Raw genomic sequence first — 18,210 nt, 5'->3', positions numbered from 1 at the left:
CTAACGGGCGCTCAGAGGTTCTTGAGCTCACTGCCGGGGGTGGCGATGTCTGCCGTGGCTTCGGTTTCAGCTGCCCGTTTGGCTGTCCTGCGTTCGCGGCGCTTGTCGTTCATCAGGCAGATGCCGATCGCGGCAAAGAAAAGCACCAGCAGCGGACCGGCCAGCATGAACATCGAGATGGCGTCCGCTCCGGGAGCGGCGATGGCCGCCAGGACGAACACCAGAAACACCGTTATGCGCCAGGCTTTAAGGATGGTGCGGCCGGAGATGATGCCGGCCATGTTGATGCCTACAAGCACCACGGGAACCAGGAAGGCAAGGCCCAGGACCAGGACCATCCGGGTCACGAACTCGATGTAGGTGCGGGCGTCGATGACGCTCGAGGACCCCTCCGGGGTGAACTGCGTCAGGGCGTGGACCACCTGCGGCACAACAAGCCAGCCGGCCCAGATGCCGGCCAGGAACAACGGGACGGCTGCCGCCATGTACCCCAGTGTGTAGCGGCGTTCCTTGGAGGTCAGGCCGGGCGTGATAAACGCCCAGAGCTGGTAGATCCAGATGGGGCTGGAAATGACCACGCCGATGAGGAGCGACATTTGCAGCTTGAAATCGAACGGAGACGCAATGCTGCCGAAGTTGATAGCCGAGAGCCCGCCGGTTTGCTCTGAGATGCGGTTGACCGGCTCGGCCAACGCCTTCAGCAGCGGATCGTAAAGTATCCAGCCCCCGATGCCGCCAATGACGACGCCGATAGCCGACTTGATCAGCCGGTTTTTCAGCTCTTTGAGGTGGTCCCAAAGAGCCATCCGCCCCTCGGGGTTGGCTTTACGGGCCCGCGACAGTGCCACTTTGGGTCAGGCGCGGTTCGACGGCGGAACGTCAGTGCCGTCTGTCGGCTCACCGGGCTTCGCCTTGGGGTGGTTGACGATGGTGCCTTCCACCGGACCTGAGGCGTCAGTGGATTCGGTCTTGCCGTCGTTCTTCATTTCCTTGACCTCGGATTTGATGATCCGCATGGACTGGCCAAGGCTGCGTGCCATGGCCGGAAGTTTGGGCGCGGCAAAGAGGAGCAGAGCAACAACGATGATGATTACGATGGGCCAAGGGCCATCAAAGAGTCTTCCCACGGGAAATCCTTTCGTGTACAAACAATTTTACTTCGAGGTGAAGTCCAGATCGCCGAGCGCCTGTGGCTGGCCCCGGTCAATCTTGCGCTGCACCCGCCGAAGGCGGCGTTCTTCCTGTCGGGAGGACTTGGATGCCTCGTAATCATGTCTCATGACGGACGGCGAGGCAAAAACCGCGGATCCAGGGCGGGGCGTCGCCGGCGCTGGGGCCTCGGGCGTTTCAACAGGGCCCAAGTGCCCCAGCTTTTCACCGGCCGCCCCCAGGTCCTTGACGGTTGCCATGAACTGGCGGAACAACCGGATGCCCAGCAGGACATAGAAAAGCAGCGAGAGCGCAACGAGCGCCACCCATATCAGGATCCAGGACCACCAAGGCATGCTGAGAAGTCTAGCCGCCGTACATGGCCAGGGATGCCGCCAGCCAGTTGCGGGCCGCCTCCGCCAACTCGTCCGGTGCAAGAATTCGGGCCGAACCGCCGTGCTGGGCCACGAACATCGGCAGCCAGGCGGTGTTGCCGAAGCGGATATCAGCCACCAGGCCGCCGTCGGGCAGTTCCGCGGTGCGTTCCGCGTAGTAGTCATCTGCCAGTCCCCTCCCCTGCCGGGTGAGCTGGACGGTGACGGTGGTGTCGTCGTCGTTGGCGGTGAAAAGCTTTGCGGGCGCCCCCTCCGCCGGGGTGATACCGGCAGGGATGGGAGCACCGTTCGGGTGCAGCTCCTGGACGCGGTCCAGGCGGAAGTTCCGCAGCCCGCGGACAAGGTGGCAGTAGGCCTCGAAGTACCAAGTGTTGTCCAGGGAATAGAGCCGGAGCGGGTCCACATCGCGTTCGGAGATGGAGTCGCGCTGGGGCGACAGGTACGTCAGGCGAAGCTGGGAGCGGGACTCGATCGCCTGCCGCACGGTGGCGTGCGTGGCGGCCTCCGCAGGGGTGACTTCGGGACCGGAAAGGGAAGCCGCCCTGAGTCCTTCCTCGCCCGCGGCCGCCAGGAGCTTGAGCGTCACTGATTCCAGGGCGCCGCCCTCAGCTACTTCCGGCAGCCCGTTCAGTGTCTCCAGCCCGGTCAGGAGGGCGCATGCTTCCTCCACGGTGAAGCGGACCGGTTTCGTCAGGTCGAGGTCCTGGGTGATGTAGACATGGTCGTCGTCCCACTGGATGTCCAGGAGATCATCGGGGTATCCCTCGGGAAGGCCGGAGCAGATGAGGATCTGGAGGTCGTCCTCAAGTTCTTGCCTGCTGACGCCGAACTGGTCTGCGACGTCCTGGATGTGCAGTCCCTGGTTGTGCACCAGGAAGGGCACCAGTTGGAGCATCCGCTTGAGCTGGTCTTCGGACGTGCGTTTGCGGACACTGCGGGTGCGGGCCTCGCCGAAGCGGTAGGAGGGCGCAGGTGCGGCGCTGAAGTCGGCCGCGGCGCGAAGCCTGCGACGGACGGCGCCCGCCAGTTCGGCGGGCGCTACTGCCCGCGCATCCGGCCCGTAGGAGGCGAGTTCCTCAGCGAGGCTCTCAGGATCCCTGAACTGCAGGGCCAGGCGCTCATACCCGGGCTCCGGCTGGCCGGTGTCCATGGCTGCAGGAGAGCTCCGCCGGCGCAGGGCCAGGAGGCGGCCTTCCCTGACGTCCACGACCGCGGTACGCAGCGGAAGTTCCGGGAGGCGCGCCAGTTCCTCCCGCACATTGAAGTCCACGGGTGGCGTGTAGTGCTCCTTGTCCAGCGTTGCCACGGCACTGGTGAAGCGGGAGAGCCGGAAATGCCGGGTGGCGTTCCGCACCCGGTCATGGCCCACGAGGTACCACTGGCCAAACCGGCTGCCCAGCCCCCACGGCTCCACCGTCCGCGGTTCCTCCTTGCCGGTGGTGCCCGCGAGGTAGGTGAACGTGACGGGGTGCCGGGAGTGCATCGCGGCGACCAGGTCATCGAAGGCCTGTCCGGCGGGCTTGATCCGCGGCTGGACACCGGCGGGCAGTCCGACGTCGGCCATGCGGCCGGACGCCTTGAGTTTCCTGAGCGCGCTTTGGGCGGACGTGCCCAGGGCGGCGCGTTCCCACAGCTGTGAGGCAAGGAGGAGCACGGTCCATTCCTCCGGCCCCAGCTGGACGTCGGGAAGGCGGTTCGATTCCTTTCCGATGCGGTAGCGGGTGGTGGCGGGATCGTCCTCGCTCCATCCCAAGTCCGTCAGCGTTTCCACCTCGAAGCCGAACTGGCGCAGGTCGTTCTTGTCCCGTTCGAACATCCGGCCGAAGGCAACGTCGTTGCCTGACTGGTCGTGGTAGACCTTTTCCCGCAGCTCACTGCGGCGGAGGCCGTACCGGGTGTTCAGGAGCGCGATGAGCAGGTTGAGGAGACGTTCAGTACGGGATACGGACACTCTGGTTACGTTACTAAAGTCCGCGCCGGAACGCAGAAAGCGCGGCAGCCCAGGTGTTCACTTCCTGGTCCTGCCGCGCTCCCGGCGGTGGAGGGTGCCGCTTACCGGCTGGTTCCGGTCAGCGGACCCCGACGAGGTCCACGACGAAGATCAGGGCTTCATTCGGGGCGATGGCTCCGCCGGCGCCGCGCGAACCGTACGCCAGCTCCGAGGGGATCTCGAGTCGACGGCGGCCGCCCACCTTCATGCCGAGCAGGCCCTGGTCCCAGCCCTGGATGACCTGGCCGACGCCTACGCGGAAGTCGAGCGGCGCCCCGCGGCCCCACGAGGCGTCGAACTCTTCACCCGTTGACCAGGCAACGCCCACGTAGTGGGTGGAAACGGTGTCGCCGGCTTTGGCTTCCCGCCCGTCGCCCTCAATGAGGTCGGTAATGACCAGTTCCGTGGGGACGTCGCCCTCCGGGAAGTCGATTTCGGGCTTCTGGCGGTCGAAATCACGTTGGCCAAATGACATGGTTACTCCTTTAGGGTCAGTGCTGCTCGTGTCTTGCTGCTCACGTGGGGTGCTGCTGATCGATGCCGCCGGCGAAGCGGCGGCCCGACTGTAAGTGTTGCTACTTCGCCCCGAGGATGTCCACTACGAAGACGAGGTCCCCCTTGGCCTCGCCCTGTCCGGCGTCTCCGTAGGCAAGATCCTTGGGGATGACCAGGAGGACGCGGGAACCAACGGTCTTGCCGGCAAGGCCCTGGGTCCAGCCCTTGATGACGCCGGTCAGCGGAAAGCTTGCGGGTTCGCCCCGGTCGAAGCTTGAATCGAACTTGGTACCGCCAACGAGGGTGACGCCCACGTAGTTGACGGTCAGGGTGTCGGATTCCTTCACGGTGGCGCCGGTGCCCTTGATGAGGTCCTGGGACACCAAGGCTGTGGGAGCGGCTACGCCTTCGACGTTGATCTCGGGGATGCCGTCCTTTTCGGTGACGGTGGGCAATCCTGCCGGCGGGGTCACGGTCTCGCCCTCGGGCTTTTCCAGGACCGGCGCAACATCCTCCGCGGACAGCACCTTGATGACCAGGAGCTGGGTGGGCTGGGCTTCGGCTCCGGCTGATGCCGCCTGGCCGGGAACAGCCAGTGCCAGGCTGGAGCCCACCTTCGACCCGACGAATGCGTTGTAGATGACCTCGCTGCCGGTTTTCAGCTCCTCGTTCAGCTCAAGCGGTTCCGGTTCACCCGGGAACGTGTCCTCGAGCGTGGTGCCGTCAGTGCCGTTCAGGGCGAGGATGGAGATGTTGGCGACCTGGTTGGCCTTGACCGTTTCGCCGCTGCCCTCGGTGATCACCTTGATGGTGGGTTCTGCCACTTCCAACGGCTTGGTGAATTCAACACCGGGAGCTTTCTTGTCCCCGTTGTCGGTCAGTTTGAGGGAGTCGAACTTGGCAGTCTCACCGGCGGATACGCTGGTGGGTTCCGGCTCTGCGGTTGACCCGCCGCAGGCGGTCAGCAGCAGCAGGCCGGGAAGAAGGATTGCTAGTAGTCGGCGCACGTAGAAAACTTTCGTCGGGGCAGGATGGATGCGATGTTCCGCATGGCAACGGCAGGCATCGCGCCGGGCCCTGATAAAGGGCCCTATCCAGAATAGCCCCTGAAGCTGGGTGTCAGCCCATAGAGTCAAGCAGCGCATCCACACGCTCATCAACGCTGCGGAAGGGATCCTTGCACAGGATGGTCTGGTGTGCCCGGTCATTCAGCTTCAGGTGCACCCAGTCCACGGTGTAGTCCCGGCCCAGTTCCTGGGCTCGCCGCACGAAGTCCCCGCGCAGCTTTGCCCGGGTTGTCTGGGGCGGGACGTCCACGGCGTCCTTGATAACTGTGTCATCAACAATGCGGCGGACAGCACCACGGGACTGAAGCAGGTAGTAGAGGCCTCGGCTGCGGGAGATGTCGTGGTACGTCAGGTCCAGCTGGGCAATCCGCGGCGCGTCCAGGCCCAGTCCATGGCGCTCACGGTAATTGTCCATGAGCTTCTTCTTGATGGCCCAGTCGATTTCGGTGTCGATGCTGCGGAAGTCGCCGCTTTCGATGGACTTGAGGGTGCGTTCCCAGAGGTCCAGGATCAGCGGGACGTGGGGGTTATGGGCCCCGTGCTCCTTGACGAAGGCCGTGACTTTGGTCAGGTATTCCTGCTGGATTTCGAGTGCGGTGAGCTGGCGGCCGTTCGCCAGGCGGACCAGTGCGCGGCCGCTGAGGTCGTGGGAAATTTCACGGATGCTTCGGATGGGGTTCTCCATGCGCATATCCCGCATGATCACCCCGGCCTCGATCATCCGCAGCACCAGGTCCACGGTGCCGATCTTCATCATGGCCGTGGCTTCGGACATGTTCGAGTCCCCCACGATGACGTGGAGGCGACGATAGAATTCCGCGTCCGCGTGCGGCTCGTCGCGGGTGTTGATGATGGGGCGGGACCTGGTGGTGGCTGAGGACACGCCCTCCCAGATATGGTCAGCCCGCTGCGAGAAGGCATACGTTGCCCCATGTGGCGTCTTGAGGATCTTGCCGGCGCCCGCAATCAGCTGGCGGGTGACCAGGAACGGGATCAGGATTTCCGCCAGCCGCGAGAACTCGCCGCGGCGGGGAATCAGGTAGTTTTCGTGGCTGCCGTACGAGTTTCCGGCCGAGTCCGTGTTGTTTTTGAACAGGTATACCGTTCCGTTGAACCCTTCGGCCGCCAAGCGGGCCTGTGCCTCGTCCACAAGGTCATCAAGGATGAGCTCCCCCGCCCGGTCATGGGCAATGAGCTGCGCCAGGTCATCACACTCTGCGGTGGCATATTCCGGGTGGGACCCCACATCGAGGTAGAGCCGTGAGCCGTTGGTCAGGAAGACATTGGAGGAACGCCCCCAGCTAACGACTTTCCGGAAGAGGTACCGGGCCACCTCCTCGGGGGCAAGGGGCCTCGAGTCGGGGCTCGAATACGAGATGCCGAATTCGGTTTCGATACCGAAAATTCTCTTGTCCATCTGTCCTGTCCTCCTAGGCCAGCAATGCAGTGATCTCTGCGTCAGTGAGCCGGCGGAACGCACGCCTTGATCCGCGGCTGCTTTCCGACTGCCGGTCCAGGACCGCCACCTCCAGCGCTCCAGCCGGCAGTGCCTTCGCCGGTTCCTCCCCCTCGCCCGGCGGAACCAGTCCCGCCATCGCCAGGCGCACAGCGTCTGCGAAGCTCAGCGAGCTGCGCCAGCCCTGGCCGATTATGGACGAGACTTTATCTGCTTGGCCGCCCATCACAACAAAGGAGTGTTCGTCTGCAATTGATCCATCGAAGGTCAGCCGGTACAGGTGGTCCTCCGCCTGGGTGGGGCCAACCTCCGCCACGGCAAGCTCCACCTCGAAGGGCTTCTGTTCGGCGGTGAACACCGCGCCAAGGCTCTGCGCGTAGACGCTGGCCAGTCCCCTGGCCGTCACGTCCTCGCGGTCGTAGGAGTATCCGCGCACATCGGCGTAGCGGACCCCGGCCTGGCGGAGGCTTTCAAACTCGTTGTACTTGCCGACGGCGGCGAAGGCGATTTTGTCGTAGATCTCACCGATTTTGTGGAGGGACGGGGAGGGGTTTTCCGCAACAAGCGCGATGCCGTCCTCGCAGCTGACGACGACGACCGACCTGCCGCGGGCGATGCCCTTCCGTGCGAAGTCCGCACGGTCCTTCATCAGCTGCTCGGGTGATACGTAGAACTGCTGCGTCATCTTAGGCCTCCCGTCCAGCGATGGTGCGGGCTTCGATGACGTTCCTCGAAGCAGCTGCCAGCTCGCTGTCCGGAACCCGCCGGGCCCCTGAGCTGTCCACGGTGTAGATGACGGGCCAGAGTTGCCTCACTGTGTCAGGACCACCGGTGGCCGAGTCGTCATCGGCGGCGTCGTAAAGGGATTCAACCGCGACGGCGGTGGCTTCTGCCGCCGTAAGGTTAGGCCGCCAGAGCTTCTTCAGGGCGCCGCGTGCAAAAACGGATCCGGATCCCACCGTGTGGTGCTCACGTTCCTCGTAGCGGCCGCCGGTGACATCGTAGGAAAACAGCCGGCCCTCACCGGCGCTGGTATCGAACCCGGCGAAGAGCGGCACCACTGCGAGTCCCTGCAGTGCCAGCGGGAGGTTTCCCCTGATCATGGCGCCAAGCCGGTTTGCCTTGCCTTCAAGGCTGAGGAGCGTGCCCTCGATCTTCTCGTAGTGCTCGAGTTCCACCTGGAACAACCTGGTGAGGTCAATCGCGATGCCGGCGGTCCCCGCGATCCCCAGGACGGAGTAGCGGTCGGCAGGAAACACCTTTTCGATGTGCCGGCTGGCTATGACATTGCCCATGGTGGCCCGCCGGTCCCCCGCCATCAGGACACCGCCGTCATAGCTCATCGCCACGATCGTGGTGGCATGCGGAACCTGCAACGGGGCGGCGGCGGGCGCGCCTGCCTGGAGGGACCGGTTGTAGGGCAGAAGCTCGGGCCGGTCCCGCTGCAGGTGTTCGGTGAACGATGAGGTGGCGTTGGCGGCTACCTGGTTGGCGGTTGATTCCTGCACTCATGCACTCCTTGAACGTGGTACTTCAACGTCGGTACAGATTCGGGCCGTCCGCGGCTTCCGCCAGCCTCCGGTCCGGGTTACTGACCGCCCTTTTGGACGAACGCCCGGACAAATTCTTCCGCATTGGATTCGAGGACGCCGTCGATCTCGTCGAGGAGGTCGTCCACGCCTTCCGTTGATGCCGAGGCCTGCGCCTCAGGCGGTGCGGGAGGCGCCTCGGGAATGTCCTCTTCGACCTGGCTGTCGCGTGACTGCGGCTGCTGCTGCTCCTGGCCTGCCATTGCTACCCCTCCTTATATCCGTCTTCGGATCCGGCGGATCCTCCGATATGCCCATCCTGCCACGGTGTGGGCCAACCGGGGCGGTTTACGCCGCAGGCGGAGCGTTATGTCCCAGAAGCTCCGCGAGGAACGGGCCCGCGTCCCGGTAGCGTTCAAACAACGCTCCGGTAAGGGCTTTGGTTCCCCGGAGCGGTTCCCTGGTGGGCACCCGCTGCAGCCGGCCGTATCCTGGGACATCGAAGATGACGGAGTCCCAACTGGCGCCCACGACGTCCTTGCCGAAGCTGCTGATGCACTTGCCCCTGAAGTACGCGCGGGTATCGGCGGGCGGTTCAGTGACGGCCGCGGCAATAGCATCGTCTTCAAGGATTCTTTGCATCCTGCCCCGGGCGAGGAACCTGTAGTAGAGCCCCTTTTCGGGCCTGATGTCAGCCCACTGGAGGTCGACGAGGCCGAGCCTGGCGTCGTTCCACTCCAGCCCGTCGCGTTCACGGTATCCGTCGAGCAGCGACAGTTTGGCAAGCCACTCAACCGAGGAAGCAGCCGCGGCCCGGTCGTTGTCGAGCTGGGTCAGGACGGTAGCCCAACGCTCCAGGACTTCGTGCGTGTGGCCGTCCCCGTCCACTGCGTCCCCGACCCCGGTGTCCTGGGCCAGCTTGGCAGCAGCCTCGTGGTACATCCACTGGAGGTCTAGGGCCGTGACCCGCCTGCCGTCCAGCAGCCGCAGCTTTGCGGTGAGCGTCGTATCGTGGCTGATCGCCTGGAGCGCGGACACCGGCTCATACACTTCGATTTTCGGAGCGAGGCCCGCCTCAATGAGGCTGAGGACCATGGCAGTGGTTCCGAACTTCAGGTAGTTGGAAACCTGGCTGAGGTTTGCATCGCCGATGATGACGTGCAGGCGCCGGTACTTGTCCGCCGTCGCGTGCGGCTCGTCCCTGGTGTTGATGATGGGCCGGCGGATGGTGGTTTCCAGGCCCACTTCCGCTTCGAAGAAATCGGCACGTTGGCTGATCTGGTACCCCGGGGTGGAGCTGTCCTGGCCGATTCCCACCCGCCCGGATCCGCAGAGGATTTGGCGGCTCACGAAGAAGGGCGTCAGGCCCCGCACAATGTCGCCGAAGGGGACGGAACGCGGCATGAGGTAGTTCTCGTGCGAGCCGTAGGACACCGACTTGTTGTCCGTGTTGTTCTTGTAGAGGTTGACGGGGGGAAGGCCTGGATCTGCTGCCAGCCGGCGCACCGTGGCCAGCGCCACCAGGTCTCCGGCGGCGTCCCACTTAACGGCGTCGCGGGGGCTGGTCACCTCCGGACTGGAGTACTCGGGGTGGGCGTGGTCCACGTACAGCCGCGCGCCGTTGCCGAGGACCATGTTCATCAGCAGCGTTCCGGACTCGTCCTGCCCGTCGAGCTCCAGCTCCTCGCGCCCGTAGGCCAGTGCCACCGTCTCCGCGTCAAGCACCGGCGGCTGGTCGGTGAGCTGGCTCGGATGCGCTGAGCCGCGGTCCACTGTCCAGCCGCGGGCATCGTGCAGCGGCTCCTCATCCGTGTAGTCCCAGCGGGTCTCCGCTCCACCGGCGGCACGCTGCCGGGTTACCTGCGCATACGCCTGGACCACCCTGGCGCTCATCATTGTGGCATTGGCAGTAGGGGCGGAGGGAGCATGGATGCCGTATTCGGTTTCCGCCCCCATCACCCGCATGGCCCCGCCGGCCGGCAGGGTTCCCCCGGCCGCGGGTTCCGGTGCAGCCGTCATAGATACTGCCCTGTGGTCGGCATGGTTTCGATCGACTTGCCGGGTTCCTGGCCTGCCTTGCCTTGGACGATGGTGCGGATGTATGTGATCCGCTCGCCCTTCTTGCCCGAGATCCGAGCCCAGTCATCCGGGTTGGTGGTGTTGGGCATATCCTCGTGCTCGCGGAATTCGTCCACGACGGCGCGCAGCAGGTGCTCGATCCTAAGGCCCTTCTGGTGCGTCGTGAGGAGGTCCTTGATGGCATACTTCTTGGCCCGGTCCACAACGTTTTGCACCACGGCACCGGAGTTGAAGTCCTTGAAGTAGAGCATTTCCGTGTCGCCGTTGGCGTAGGTGACCTCCAGGAACTCGTTGGACTTGTCCGTGGAGTACATGGCCTCGACCGTGCGCTGGACCATGGCGTCCACCGTGGCCTGGACATCGCCGTCGTGCTCAGCGAGGTCCGTTTCATGGAACGGCAGGTCCGGAGTGATGTACTTGTTGAAAATGTCAGCGGCAGCCTCCGCATCCGGACGGTTGATCTTGACCTTGACGTCAAGCCGGCCCGGCCGGAGGATCGCCGGATCGATCATGTCCTCACGGTTTGACGCGCCGATGACGATCACGTTGTCCAGCCGCTCCACCCCGTCGATCTCGCTGAGCAGCTGCGGCACGATGGTTGTTTCGACGTCGGACGAAATCCCGGTGCCGCGGGTACGGAAGAGGGAGTCCATTTCGTCGAAAAACACCACTACCGGGCTGCCGTCGGAGGCCTTTTCGCGTGCCCTGGAGAAAATCAGCCGGATGTGGCGCTCGGTCTCGCCGACGTACTTGTCGAGGAGTTCCGGCCCTTTGATGTTGAGGAAATAGCTCTTCAGGTCAACGTTGCCTGAACGCTCCGCGGCGCGGGCGGCCAGGGAATTGGCCACGGCCTTGGCAATGAGCGTCTTGCCGCAGCCGGGAGGACCGTACAGCAGGATCCCCTTGGGAGCCTTGAGGCCGTGTTCCCGGTAGAGGTCGGGGTGGAGGAACGGCAGTTCGACGGCGTCCCGGATCTGCTCGATCTGGGGCCCAAGGCCGCCAATGTCCTCGTAGGTGATGTCAGGAACTTCTTCCAGCACGAGGTTTTCCACCTCGGAGCGGGGCACCTTTTCGAGCGCGTAGCCGGTCCTTGAGTCAACCGACAGGGCATCGCCCACGCGGAGTTTTTCTGCCAGGAGCGCTCCGGAAAGCCGGACAACCCGCTCCTCATCCGCACGCCCCACCACCAGGGCGCGGTCGGCACCGAGCATTTCCTTGAGCGTGGCCAGCTCGCCGGCCCGCTCGTATCCCAGTCCGGCAACCACAAGGAGGGCCTCGTTGAGCAGGACCTCCTGGCCCACGGCCAGCTGGTTGATGTTGACCAGGGGGCTGATGCCCACGCGCATTTTCCGCCCGGCGTTGAAGATGTCCACCGACTCCTCGGTTGCCGCCTGTCCGCTGCTGCCCGGTGAGGGCTGCCGCTTGGGATTCAACTGGAGGATGGTACCGAAGCTGTAGGGCGGCTGCCCCTCCTGGTCCAACGCGTTTTTCAGCCGGAGGATCTCGGCCTTCGCGGTTTCAAGCATGCTGACCAGCTTGGTGTTGTTCTGCGTTGCCGCAGCCAACTGGCGGTCAATATGCCTGAGCTTGTCCCGGAGGATGTTGACCTGGCGGTCGGCAACCGAGAGGTCATTGGCGGCAGACTGCTCTGCCGGTGTACGTCCGGAGTCCTGGTTTGGCGTCTCCATGATGTATCAGCCCCTTCCTGCGCTTCTATTAAGACATTAGCCCCAACACGGCAGGTAGGGATGGCGACTCCCGAAATATGGACTACTTCGTGACCTCGGGCTCATCCTTGACGTTCGTTCCGGCGATGGCGTCCCGCGCGGCTCGCCGGAGCTTCTTGTCGGAGACCTGCCGTTCCCCCACCGCGCCCGGCGTCCAGGCGTTGACGTCCTCTTCATTGAAGTCGGTTTTGGAGGGGCGTCGCTTTACGGAGATGCCGGTAACGCCGTCGGCGAGGCGCCGGGTTACCAGCAGGAACCCCGTATGCGCCACCATCCGGTGGTCCGGCCGGACGGCGAGTCCTTCGAGGTGCCAGCCCCGCACCAGGGATTCCCACGCATCGGGTTCAGTGAACCGGCCGTCCGCCCGAATGGCTTCGGCAGTGCGCGAAAGCTGGGTAACGGTGGCCACGTAGTTGATCCAGACGCCGCCGGGTGCCAGGACGGTGGCCACCGCATCCAGGCATTCCCAGGGAGCCAGCATGTCCAGGACCACCCGGTCCACGGAACCCGGCGCCTCGCTCCGGACAACCTCGTCCTGGAAGTCGCCCAGGGAGATCTGCCACGCGGGGTGCGGCCCGCCGAAAATCGTCTCGACGTTGCCGCGGGCGATGTCCGCGAATTCCTCGCGGCGCTCGAAAGAGTGGAGGTACCCTTGGTCGCCGACCGCGCGGAGCAGGGAGATTGACAGGGCGCCGGAGCCCACGCCCGCTTCCACGACGCGGGCACCGGGGAAGATATCGGCCATCGTCACGATCTGTCCGGCGTCCTTGGGATACACCACTGCGGCTCCGCGCGGCATGGACAGGACGAAGTCGGAGAGCAGGGGGCGCAGGGTCTGGTACTGCTGGCCAACGTTGTTGACAACCACCGAGCCGTCCACCTTGCCGATGATGTCATCGTGGTTCAGGAAGCCCCGGTGCGTGTGGAACGCTCCGCCGCCCTCAAGAGTGATGGTGTTCATGCGGCCGCGCTCGTCGGTCAACTGGACACGCTCGCCTTCGCGGAAGGGACCACGACGGCGGGCGGCGCCCACGGGCTGCGGGCCGCCGGCGGCAGTTCCGGACTGGCCGGAGGCTGCTGTGGCCTCGTTGACGGCAGTTTCGCTGCTCATGAATTTCCTCGCTCCTGTAAAACACGGCGCCTGGATGTCCCGTTGCAGACAATCCGGCTTCTACGGCGGCAATGCACCGGCCGGCAGGTAACTCTACCGGTTTTGGCCCTGCCGGCGTGTATCCGGCCGCCGGGGTTTTCCGGTGATGGCAGCCAGGACTGCGTCCTGGGAAAGAAGTCCGGTCACCTTGCCATTGTGGTCCACCACAGCGTAGTGCCGCCCTTCGAGCTGGGACAGGAACTGGAGCAGCTCCTGCCCCTTCGACCACTCAGGAACGTAGGCGCCTGGTGCCAGGGCGAAGGAAACAGCCGTGATGGGGGTTGACGCGGCGGCGTGTGCAGGAACCGAGGACAGGGCGGCGGCATCCACAACTCCCTCCGGCCGGCCATCCGGCCCGCAGACCACCAGGCATGAAGCGCCCGCACCATCATGCCGGAGGGCTTCCTCCACGGTTGCTGTGGCGGGCAGCCCGGTGGCCGGCGTCGAAAGGCCTGCGGCGCTGACAAGGTGGAGCCGCCCGCGGAGGGTTCCCTGCTGGATGGAAGCCGAGGCCCCCATCCAAAGGAAGCTGCCTACCAGGACGGTGATCATCAGCAGGCTGAAGTCCGGGGACGCTCCGGCCAGCAGCGGCCGGGCAATAAACCAGTAACAGATGGCGACGACTATGATGCGGCCGCCCCAGCCAGCGGCCACAGTACCCTTTGCCTGGCTTCCGGTTACTTTCCATACGACGGATTCGACCAGGCGCCCTCCGTCAAGGGGAAGTCCCGGGAGCACGTTGAACACGGCAATCAGGAAGTTCGCCCACATGAAGATATTGGTGAGGATTTCGGCAACGCTGCCGAGGGGCGCCGTGCCGAGCACCAGCCAGGCGCCGGCGGCCAGGACGAAGTTCGCGGCGGGCCCGGCAAGTGCCACCAGAACCGACCGTCCCGGCGTGGCGGTAAAGCTCTCGAACTGGGTGTGCCCGCCCCAGAGGTTGAGCACAATCTTTTGCGTCGGCCAGCCGTAGATTCTCGCGGTCAGGGCGTGGGCGAGCTCGTGGACCAGGACTGAGACGAGGAGCAGGACGGCGTAGGCGAACGCCACGATGTACGCGCTGGCGCCGAGCGCCGGGTTCTCCTGACCCAGGACGGGGCCATACACGATCACCGTGAAGGCGGCGATGACAAACCACGAATACGCGAGCACCACCGGCACGCCGGCGATCCTCCCCAGCGGGATGCCCTCGCGCCGGCTCGGCGCACCGGTTTCAGCCACCGGAGATCCCCAGCGGACGTGCTGACGCAGGGACAAACCCGTTGGAGGCAGGACCGGCGAGCACCAGGGATTCAAGGTCCGTTACCGAGCGGCCGGACAGGGAGTCCCAAAGTGTGTAGCGGTCATCCTCGGGAAGCGGGACGATGTGCGGGATGGCGACGGTCGCCACGCCGGACGCCACGGCAGCCGCCACACCCGGCCCTGAGTCCTCCAGGGCGACGCAATGGTGGATGGCAAGGTCCGGGTCCGAGTCCTGAAGCCATTCGACGGCGGTCAGGTACGCCTCCGGGTGCGGCTTGCCCTGGGCGACAGTGTCTCCGGTTACGAGGACTTCGAAGTAGGGCCGCGGAAGGCTGGCCACTACCTGGCGGGCCAGCGGGCCCTCGGACATGGTGACCAGGGCGCAGCGCACCCCCGCAAGGTGAAGTTCTTCGAGGAGTTCGCGCGCACCCGGCCGCCACGGCACCTGGCGTTGCACGCTGCTGATGACGGCCCCGGTCAGGGTGTCGATGATCTCGCGTATTTCAAGGTCGACGCCGGCCTCCTGCAGGATGCCCGCGGAAAAGGTCAACGACTGTCCCACCAACTGCATGGCCTGCTCGTGGGACCAGGTTCCGCCGTGGGCTTCCACCAGTGCATGCTCGGCAGCAATCCAGTAGGGCTCCGTGTCAACAATCGTCCCGTCCATGTCCCATAGGACGGCTTTGAGCGGGGAACTGTCGGCTGGCAATCGCATGCCCCCAGTCTACGGGGACAGCCTGGACGCGGGCTGACGGCTACGCCTTCGGCGAATATTGGGCTCCTTCATGCTGTCCACCCTGCTTTTGGGGGATTTTGCGGCGCTTCATTCAATGCACAGCCGTGGTCCTTGGACGTAGGGTGAAGAAATGAATAGCTTCGAGGGAGACACCGCCGAACCGGGTGCCGGACCCGAACAGGAGCGGTTCCTGCAGCCGGTCGCTGACGGACAGCGCGTGACAGTGATGCTTGCCGCCTTTGAAGGCTGGAACGACGCCGGGGAAGCGGCGAGTGACTCGTTGCGCTACCTGAACAAACTGTGGGGCGGCAAGAAGGTGGCGTCCATAGACGCGGACGAGTATTACGACTTCCAGTTCACGCGGCCTACCGTCCGCCGTAATGCTGCCGGTGAACGCAAAATCAAGTGGCCCTCAACGCGGATTTACAAGGCCAGCGCGCCGGATTCGAACGTGGACGTCATTTTTGTCCAGGGGACCGAGCCGTCCTACAAGTGGCGTGCCTACACCGCGGAGCTCCTGGTGCACGCCGAGGCGCTGAATGTTGACTATGTTGTCCTGGTCGGGGCGCTGCTGGCGGATGTTCCGCACAGCAGGCCCATTCCGGTCAGCACCTCTTCTGATGACGCCCCGCTGCGGGAGCGCATGAACCTGGAAGCTTCGCAGTATGAAGGCCCGGTGGGAATCGTTGGCGTGCTCTCGGAGGTGGCCCTGCTGGCGGGACTCCCCACCGTCTCGCTCTGGGCGGCAGTCCCCCACTATGTCGCCCAGGCGCCGTCGCCGAAAGCGCAGCTGGCGCTCCTGCACCGCATCGAGGAGCTGCTTCAGGTGCCGCTGGACACCCACGAGCTGGCAGAGGAGGCAGATGCCTGGGAACGGGGAGTGGACGAACTCGCCACGGAAGATCCCGAAATCGCCGCGTATGTCCGCCAGCTGGAGGAAGCCAAGGACACGGCGGACCTTCCCGAAGCTACCGGTGAATCAATTGCCCGCGAGTTTGAGCGCTATCTCAAGCGGCGGGGCCAGGACCGCCCCTGAGCGGGTGGCCTAGAGAACCACACCAAGCAGGGCGTCCACCGCGGCCTTGACCATGGCCTGGTCCGCAGGACTTGCCGGCCCGGCGGCGTTGTTGGCCAACTCCGCCCAGCGGGATACTGCAGCGACGGCAGCCGGGGCATCCAGGTCGGCGGCCAGCGCTGCCCGCATCTCTGCGATAAGCGGGAGGGCAGACCCCTCGGGAGCGTGGGCCAGCGCACTGCGCCACGCGGCCAGGGCCGACTTTGCGTCCTGGAATCCATCTTCCGTCCAGGACCAGTCGGAGCGGTAATGGTGGGCAAGGATGCCGAGGCGGATGGCGGCGGGGTCCTCCCCCGCTGCCCGGAGTTTCGACACGAGCACCAGGTTGCCTTTGGACTTGCTCATTTTCTCGCCGTCCAGGCCCACCATGCCCGCGTGGGCGTAGTGCCGGGCGAGCGGAACGCCGGCAAGTGAATAGGCGTGGCCGGCACCCATCTCGTGGTGCGGGAAGATCAGGTCCGAGCCGCCGCCCTGAACGGTGAACGGCGAGGGCAGGTATTTTTGTGCGATCACCGTGCACTCAATGTGCCAGCCGGGCCTGCCGGCGCCCAGGCTGCCGCCAGGCCAGCTCGGCTCACCTTCGCGTTCCACCCGCCACAGCAGCGGATCAAGTGCCTGCCGCTTTCCTGCCCGTCCGGGGTCGCCGCCGCGTTCCGCGAACAGCTCAAGCATTTCGCTCTCGGCCAGCCCGGAGATGCATCCAAGTGTCCACGCGTCCGGTGCGACGGACTGCTTGCCGGCCGCTTCGACGTCGTAATAGACATCTCCGTCAGGCTCGCCGTTGGTGCCCTGCACCTTGTACGCCAGCCCCAGGCTGACAAGGCGTTCCACCTCCGGAACTATCAGGCCGATGGATTCCACCGCGCCCACGTAGTGGTCCGGAGCGAGGACGTTGAGTGCTTCCATATCCGTCTGGAAGAGCTCAATCTGGCTGGCGGCGAGCTCCTGCCAGTCAACACCGGTGGCCGTGGCCCGTTCCAGGAGCGGATCGTCGACGTCAGTGACGTTCTGTACGTAGTCGACCTCGTGGCCGGCGTCCCGCCAGGCCCGGTTCAGGAGGTCAAACGCCACGTAGCTGGCGGCGTGCCCCATGTGGGTGGCGTCGTACGGCGTGATGCCGCAGACATACATGGAGGGGCGTCCCTCGTCTTCCAGGACGACCTCGCGCCCCAAAGCGGTGTCGAACAGCCGGAGCGCGGGCATGCTTCCGGGCACGTCGGGAACGGGGCGGGATATCCAGGATTTCACACGCCAAGCCTAGTGCTAGGCGCTGATGACATTGAAACCGAGCAGGAGGTACAGCGCCAGCCCCAGGAAGATCCGGTACCAGACGAACAGCCGGTAGCTGCGCGTGGAAACGAACTTCAGGAACCAGCCGATGATGATGTAGCCCACCACCAGGGCGATGACGGTGGCAAGGGCGGTTTCCGGCAAACCGTAGGGGCCGGTAATGCCTTCCTTGGACACCGTCTTGTACAGCTGGAAGAGGCCGCTGCCGAAAACAGCTGGAATGGCCAGCAGGAAGGAGTACCGTGCAGCCGCTTCACGGGTGTAGCCCATCAGGAGGCCGGCGGTGATGGTGCCGCCGGACCGGGACACGCCGGGGATCAGGGCCATGGCCTGGGCGAAGCCGTAGAGGATGCCGTGCTTGTACGTCAGGCGGCTCAAGTCGCGTTCCTGCCTGCCCACGGCATCGGCAACCGCCAGGATAAGGCCGAATACAATCAGCATGGTGGCCACGATCCACATGCTGCGGAGCACTGATTCGATCTGGTCCTGGAACAGCAGGCCAAGGATCACGATGGGGAGGCTGCCCAGAATGACAAGCCAGCCCATCCGGGCATCCGGGTCCTGCCGGGAGACTTTTCCGGTGAGTGAACCGGCCCAGGCCTTCACGATCCGGACGATGTCCCGCCAGAAGTAGATGAGCACCGCCGTCTCGGTTCCCAGCTGGGTGATGGCGGTGAAAGCGGCGCCGGGATCCTCGGCATTGGGCAGGAACTGCCCCACAATCCGAAGATGCGCGCTCGATGAAATCGGAAGGAATTCGGTCAGTCCCTGCACTAGGCCCAGCAGGGCCGCCTCAAACCAGTTCACGCTAAGACCCTACGTCATGGGCA

General features: G+C 64.8%; 18 protein-coding genes. 1 reads left to right on the top strand and 17 read right to left on the bottom strand.

Annotated features, from left to right (window positions below; genetic code table 11):
- Window positions 1-11: 11 nt before the first annotated feature.
- The 15 genes from tatC to KTR40_RS09280 form a co-directional block, all read right to left on the bottom strand.
- Complete coding sequence (gene tatC, locus KTR40_RS09350) at window positions 12-806, bottom strand: twin-arginine translocase subunit TatC (protein ID WP_228405989.1); 795 nt, start codon at window positions 804-806, stop codon at window positions 12-14.
- Window positions 807-854: 48 nt separating this feature from the next.
- Window positions 855-1,127: a Sec-independent protein translocase subunit TatA gene (gene tatA / locus KTR40_RS09345; protein WP_045731378.1), complete on the bottom strand. Its 273-nt coding sequence runs from the start codon at window positions 1,125-1,127 to the stop codon at window positions 855-857.
- A 27-nt stretch (window positions 1,128-1,154) separates the two neighbouring features.
- The gene (locus KTR40_RS09340) at window positions 1,155-1,505 is read right to left on the bottom strand and encodes a hypothetical protein (RefSeq protein ID WP_228405987.1); all 351 of its coding nucleotides are present in this window, start codon (window positions 1,503-1,505) and stop codon (window positions 1,155-1,157) included.
- Window positions 1,506-1,515: 10 nt separating this feature from the next.
- A complete protein-coding gene (locus tag KTR40_RS09335) occupies window positions 1,516-3,495 on the bottom strand; it encodes a YafY family protein (protein WP_228405985.1) in 1,980 nt (659 codons plus the stop codon).
- A gap of 118 nt (window positions 3,496-3,613) precedes the next feature.
- On the bottom strand, window positions 3,614-4,009 hold the full coding sequence (locus tag KTR40_RS09330) for an FKBP-type peptidyl-prolyl cis-trans isomerase (protein WP_104997974.1): 396 nt from the start codon (window positions 4,007-4,009) through the stop codon (window positions 3,614-3,616).
- Window positions 4,010-4,109: 100 nt separating this feature from the next.
- A complete protein-coding gene (locus tag KTR40_RS09325) occupies window positions 4,110-5,036 on the bottom strand; it encodes an FKBP-type peptidyl-prolyl cis-trans isomerase (RefSeq protein WP_139029188.1) in 927 nt (308 codons plus the stop codon).
- A gap of 112 nt (window positions 5,037-5,148) precedes the next feature.
- Window positions 5,149-6,513 carry a Pup--protein ligase gene (pafA, locus tag KTR40_RS09320; protein ID WP_139029187.1) on the bottom strand — a complete coding sequence of 455 codons (1,365 nt, stop codon included), beginning with the start codon at window positions 6,511-6,513 and terminating at the stop codon, window positions 5,149-5,151.
- Between the two features lie 13 nt (window positions 6,514-6,526).
- The gene (gene prcA / locus KTR40_RS09315; RefSeq protein ID WP_228405984.1) at window positions 6,527-7,237 is read right to left on the bottom strand and encodes a proteasome subunit alpha; all 711 of its coding nucleotides are present in this window, start codon (window positions 7,235-7,237) and stop codon (window positions 6,527-6,529) included.
- 1 nt (window position 7,238) lies between these two features.
- Entirely contained in the window at window positions 7,239-8,060 is an 822-nt protein-coding gene (prcB, locus tag KTR40_RS09310) for a proteasome subunit beta (RefSeq protein WP_228405982.1), read from the bottom strand.
- An 80-nt stretch (window positions 8,061-8,140) separates the two neighbouring features.
- Window positions 8,141-8,344: a ubiquitin-like protein Pup gene (locus tag KTR40_RS09305; RefSeq protein ID WP_104187137.1), complete on the bottom strand. Its 204-nt coding sequence runs from the start codon at window positions 8,342-8,344 to the stop codon at window positions 8,141-8,143.
- A gap of 85 nt (window positions 8,345-8,429) precedes the next feature.
- Window positions 8,430-10,100, bottom strand: coding sequence for a depupylase/deamidase Dop (gene dop, locus KTR40_RS09300; RefSeq protein ID WP_228405980.1), 1,671 nt, complete (start codon window positions 10,098-10,100; stop codon window positions 8,430-8,432).
- Window positions 10,097-11,848, bottom strand: a complete 1,752-nt coding sequence (gene arc / locus KTR40_RS09295) for a proteasome ATPase (RefSeq protein ID WP_139029183.1) — start codon at window positions 11,846-11,848, stop codon at window positions 10,097-10,099. The genes dop and arc overlap by 4 nt, the downstream gene beginning before the upstream one ends.
- Before the next feature lie 82 nt (window positions 11,849-11,930).
- Window positions 11,931-12,998, bottom strand: a complete 1,068-nt coding sequence (locus KTR40_RS09290; RefSeq protein ID WP_228405978.1) for a tRNA (adenine-N1)-methyltransferase — start codon at window positions 12,996-12,998, stop codon at window positions 11,931-11,933.
- 93 nt (window positions 12,999-13,091) lie between these two features.
- Window positions 13,092-14,258, bottom strand: a complete 1,167-nt coding sequence (locus tag KTR40_RS09285) for a site-2 protease family protein (protein ID WP_228405976.1) — start codon at window positions 14,256-14,258, stop codon at window positions 13,092-13,094.
- Window positions 14,251-14,994: an HAD family phosphatase gene (locus KTR40_RS09280; protein ID WP_228405974.1), complete on the bottom strand. Its 744-nt coding sequence runs from the start codon at window positions 14,992-14,994 to the stop codon at window positions 14,251-14,253. Before KTR40_RS09280 ends, KTR40_RS09285 begins: the two co-directional genes overlap by 8 nt.
- A gap of 151 nt (window positions 14,995-15,145) precedes the next feature.
- Here KTR40_RS09280 and KTR40_RS09275 point away from each other — a divergent pair, with 151 nt between their 5' ends.
- Entirely contained in the window at window positions 15,146-16,051 is a 906-nt protein-coding gene (locus KTR40_RS09275; RefSeq protein ID WP_139029179.1) for a PAC2 family protein, read from the top strand.
- Between the two features lie 9 nt (window positions 16,052-16,060).
- Here KTR40_RS09275 and mshC read toward each other — a convergent pair whose 3' ends face one another.
- Together mshC and KTR40_RS09265 are read right to left on the bottom strand one after the other, a co-directional pair.
- Window positions 16,061-17,338, bottom strand: a complete 1,278-nt coding sequence (gene mshC / locus KTR40_RS09270; protein WP_228405972.1) for a cysteine--1-D-myo-inosityl 2-amino-2-deoxy-alpha-D-glucopyranoside ligase — start codon at window positions 17,336-17,338, stop codon at window positions 16,061-16,063.
- 15 nt (window positions 17,339-17,353) lie between these two features.
- Window positions 17,354-18,187, bottom strand: coding sequence for an undecaprenyl-diphosphate phosphatase (locus KTR40_RS09265; protein WP_104997962.1), 834 nt, complete (start codon window positions 18,185-18,187; stop codon window positions 17,354-17,356).
- Between the last annotated feature and the right edge of the window lie 23 nt (window positions 18,188-18,210).

Origin of the sequence: Pseudarthrobacter sp. L1SW, assembly GCF_020809045.1 — a bacterium.
In the GTDB taxonomy this organism is placed as follows: domain Bacteria; phylum Actinomycetota; class Actinomycetes; order Actinomycetales; family Micrococcaceae; genus Arthrobacter.
This window is presented reverse-complemented; position numbering and strand designations above follow the sequence as displayed.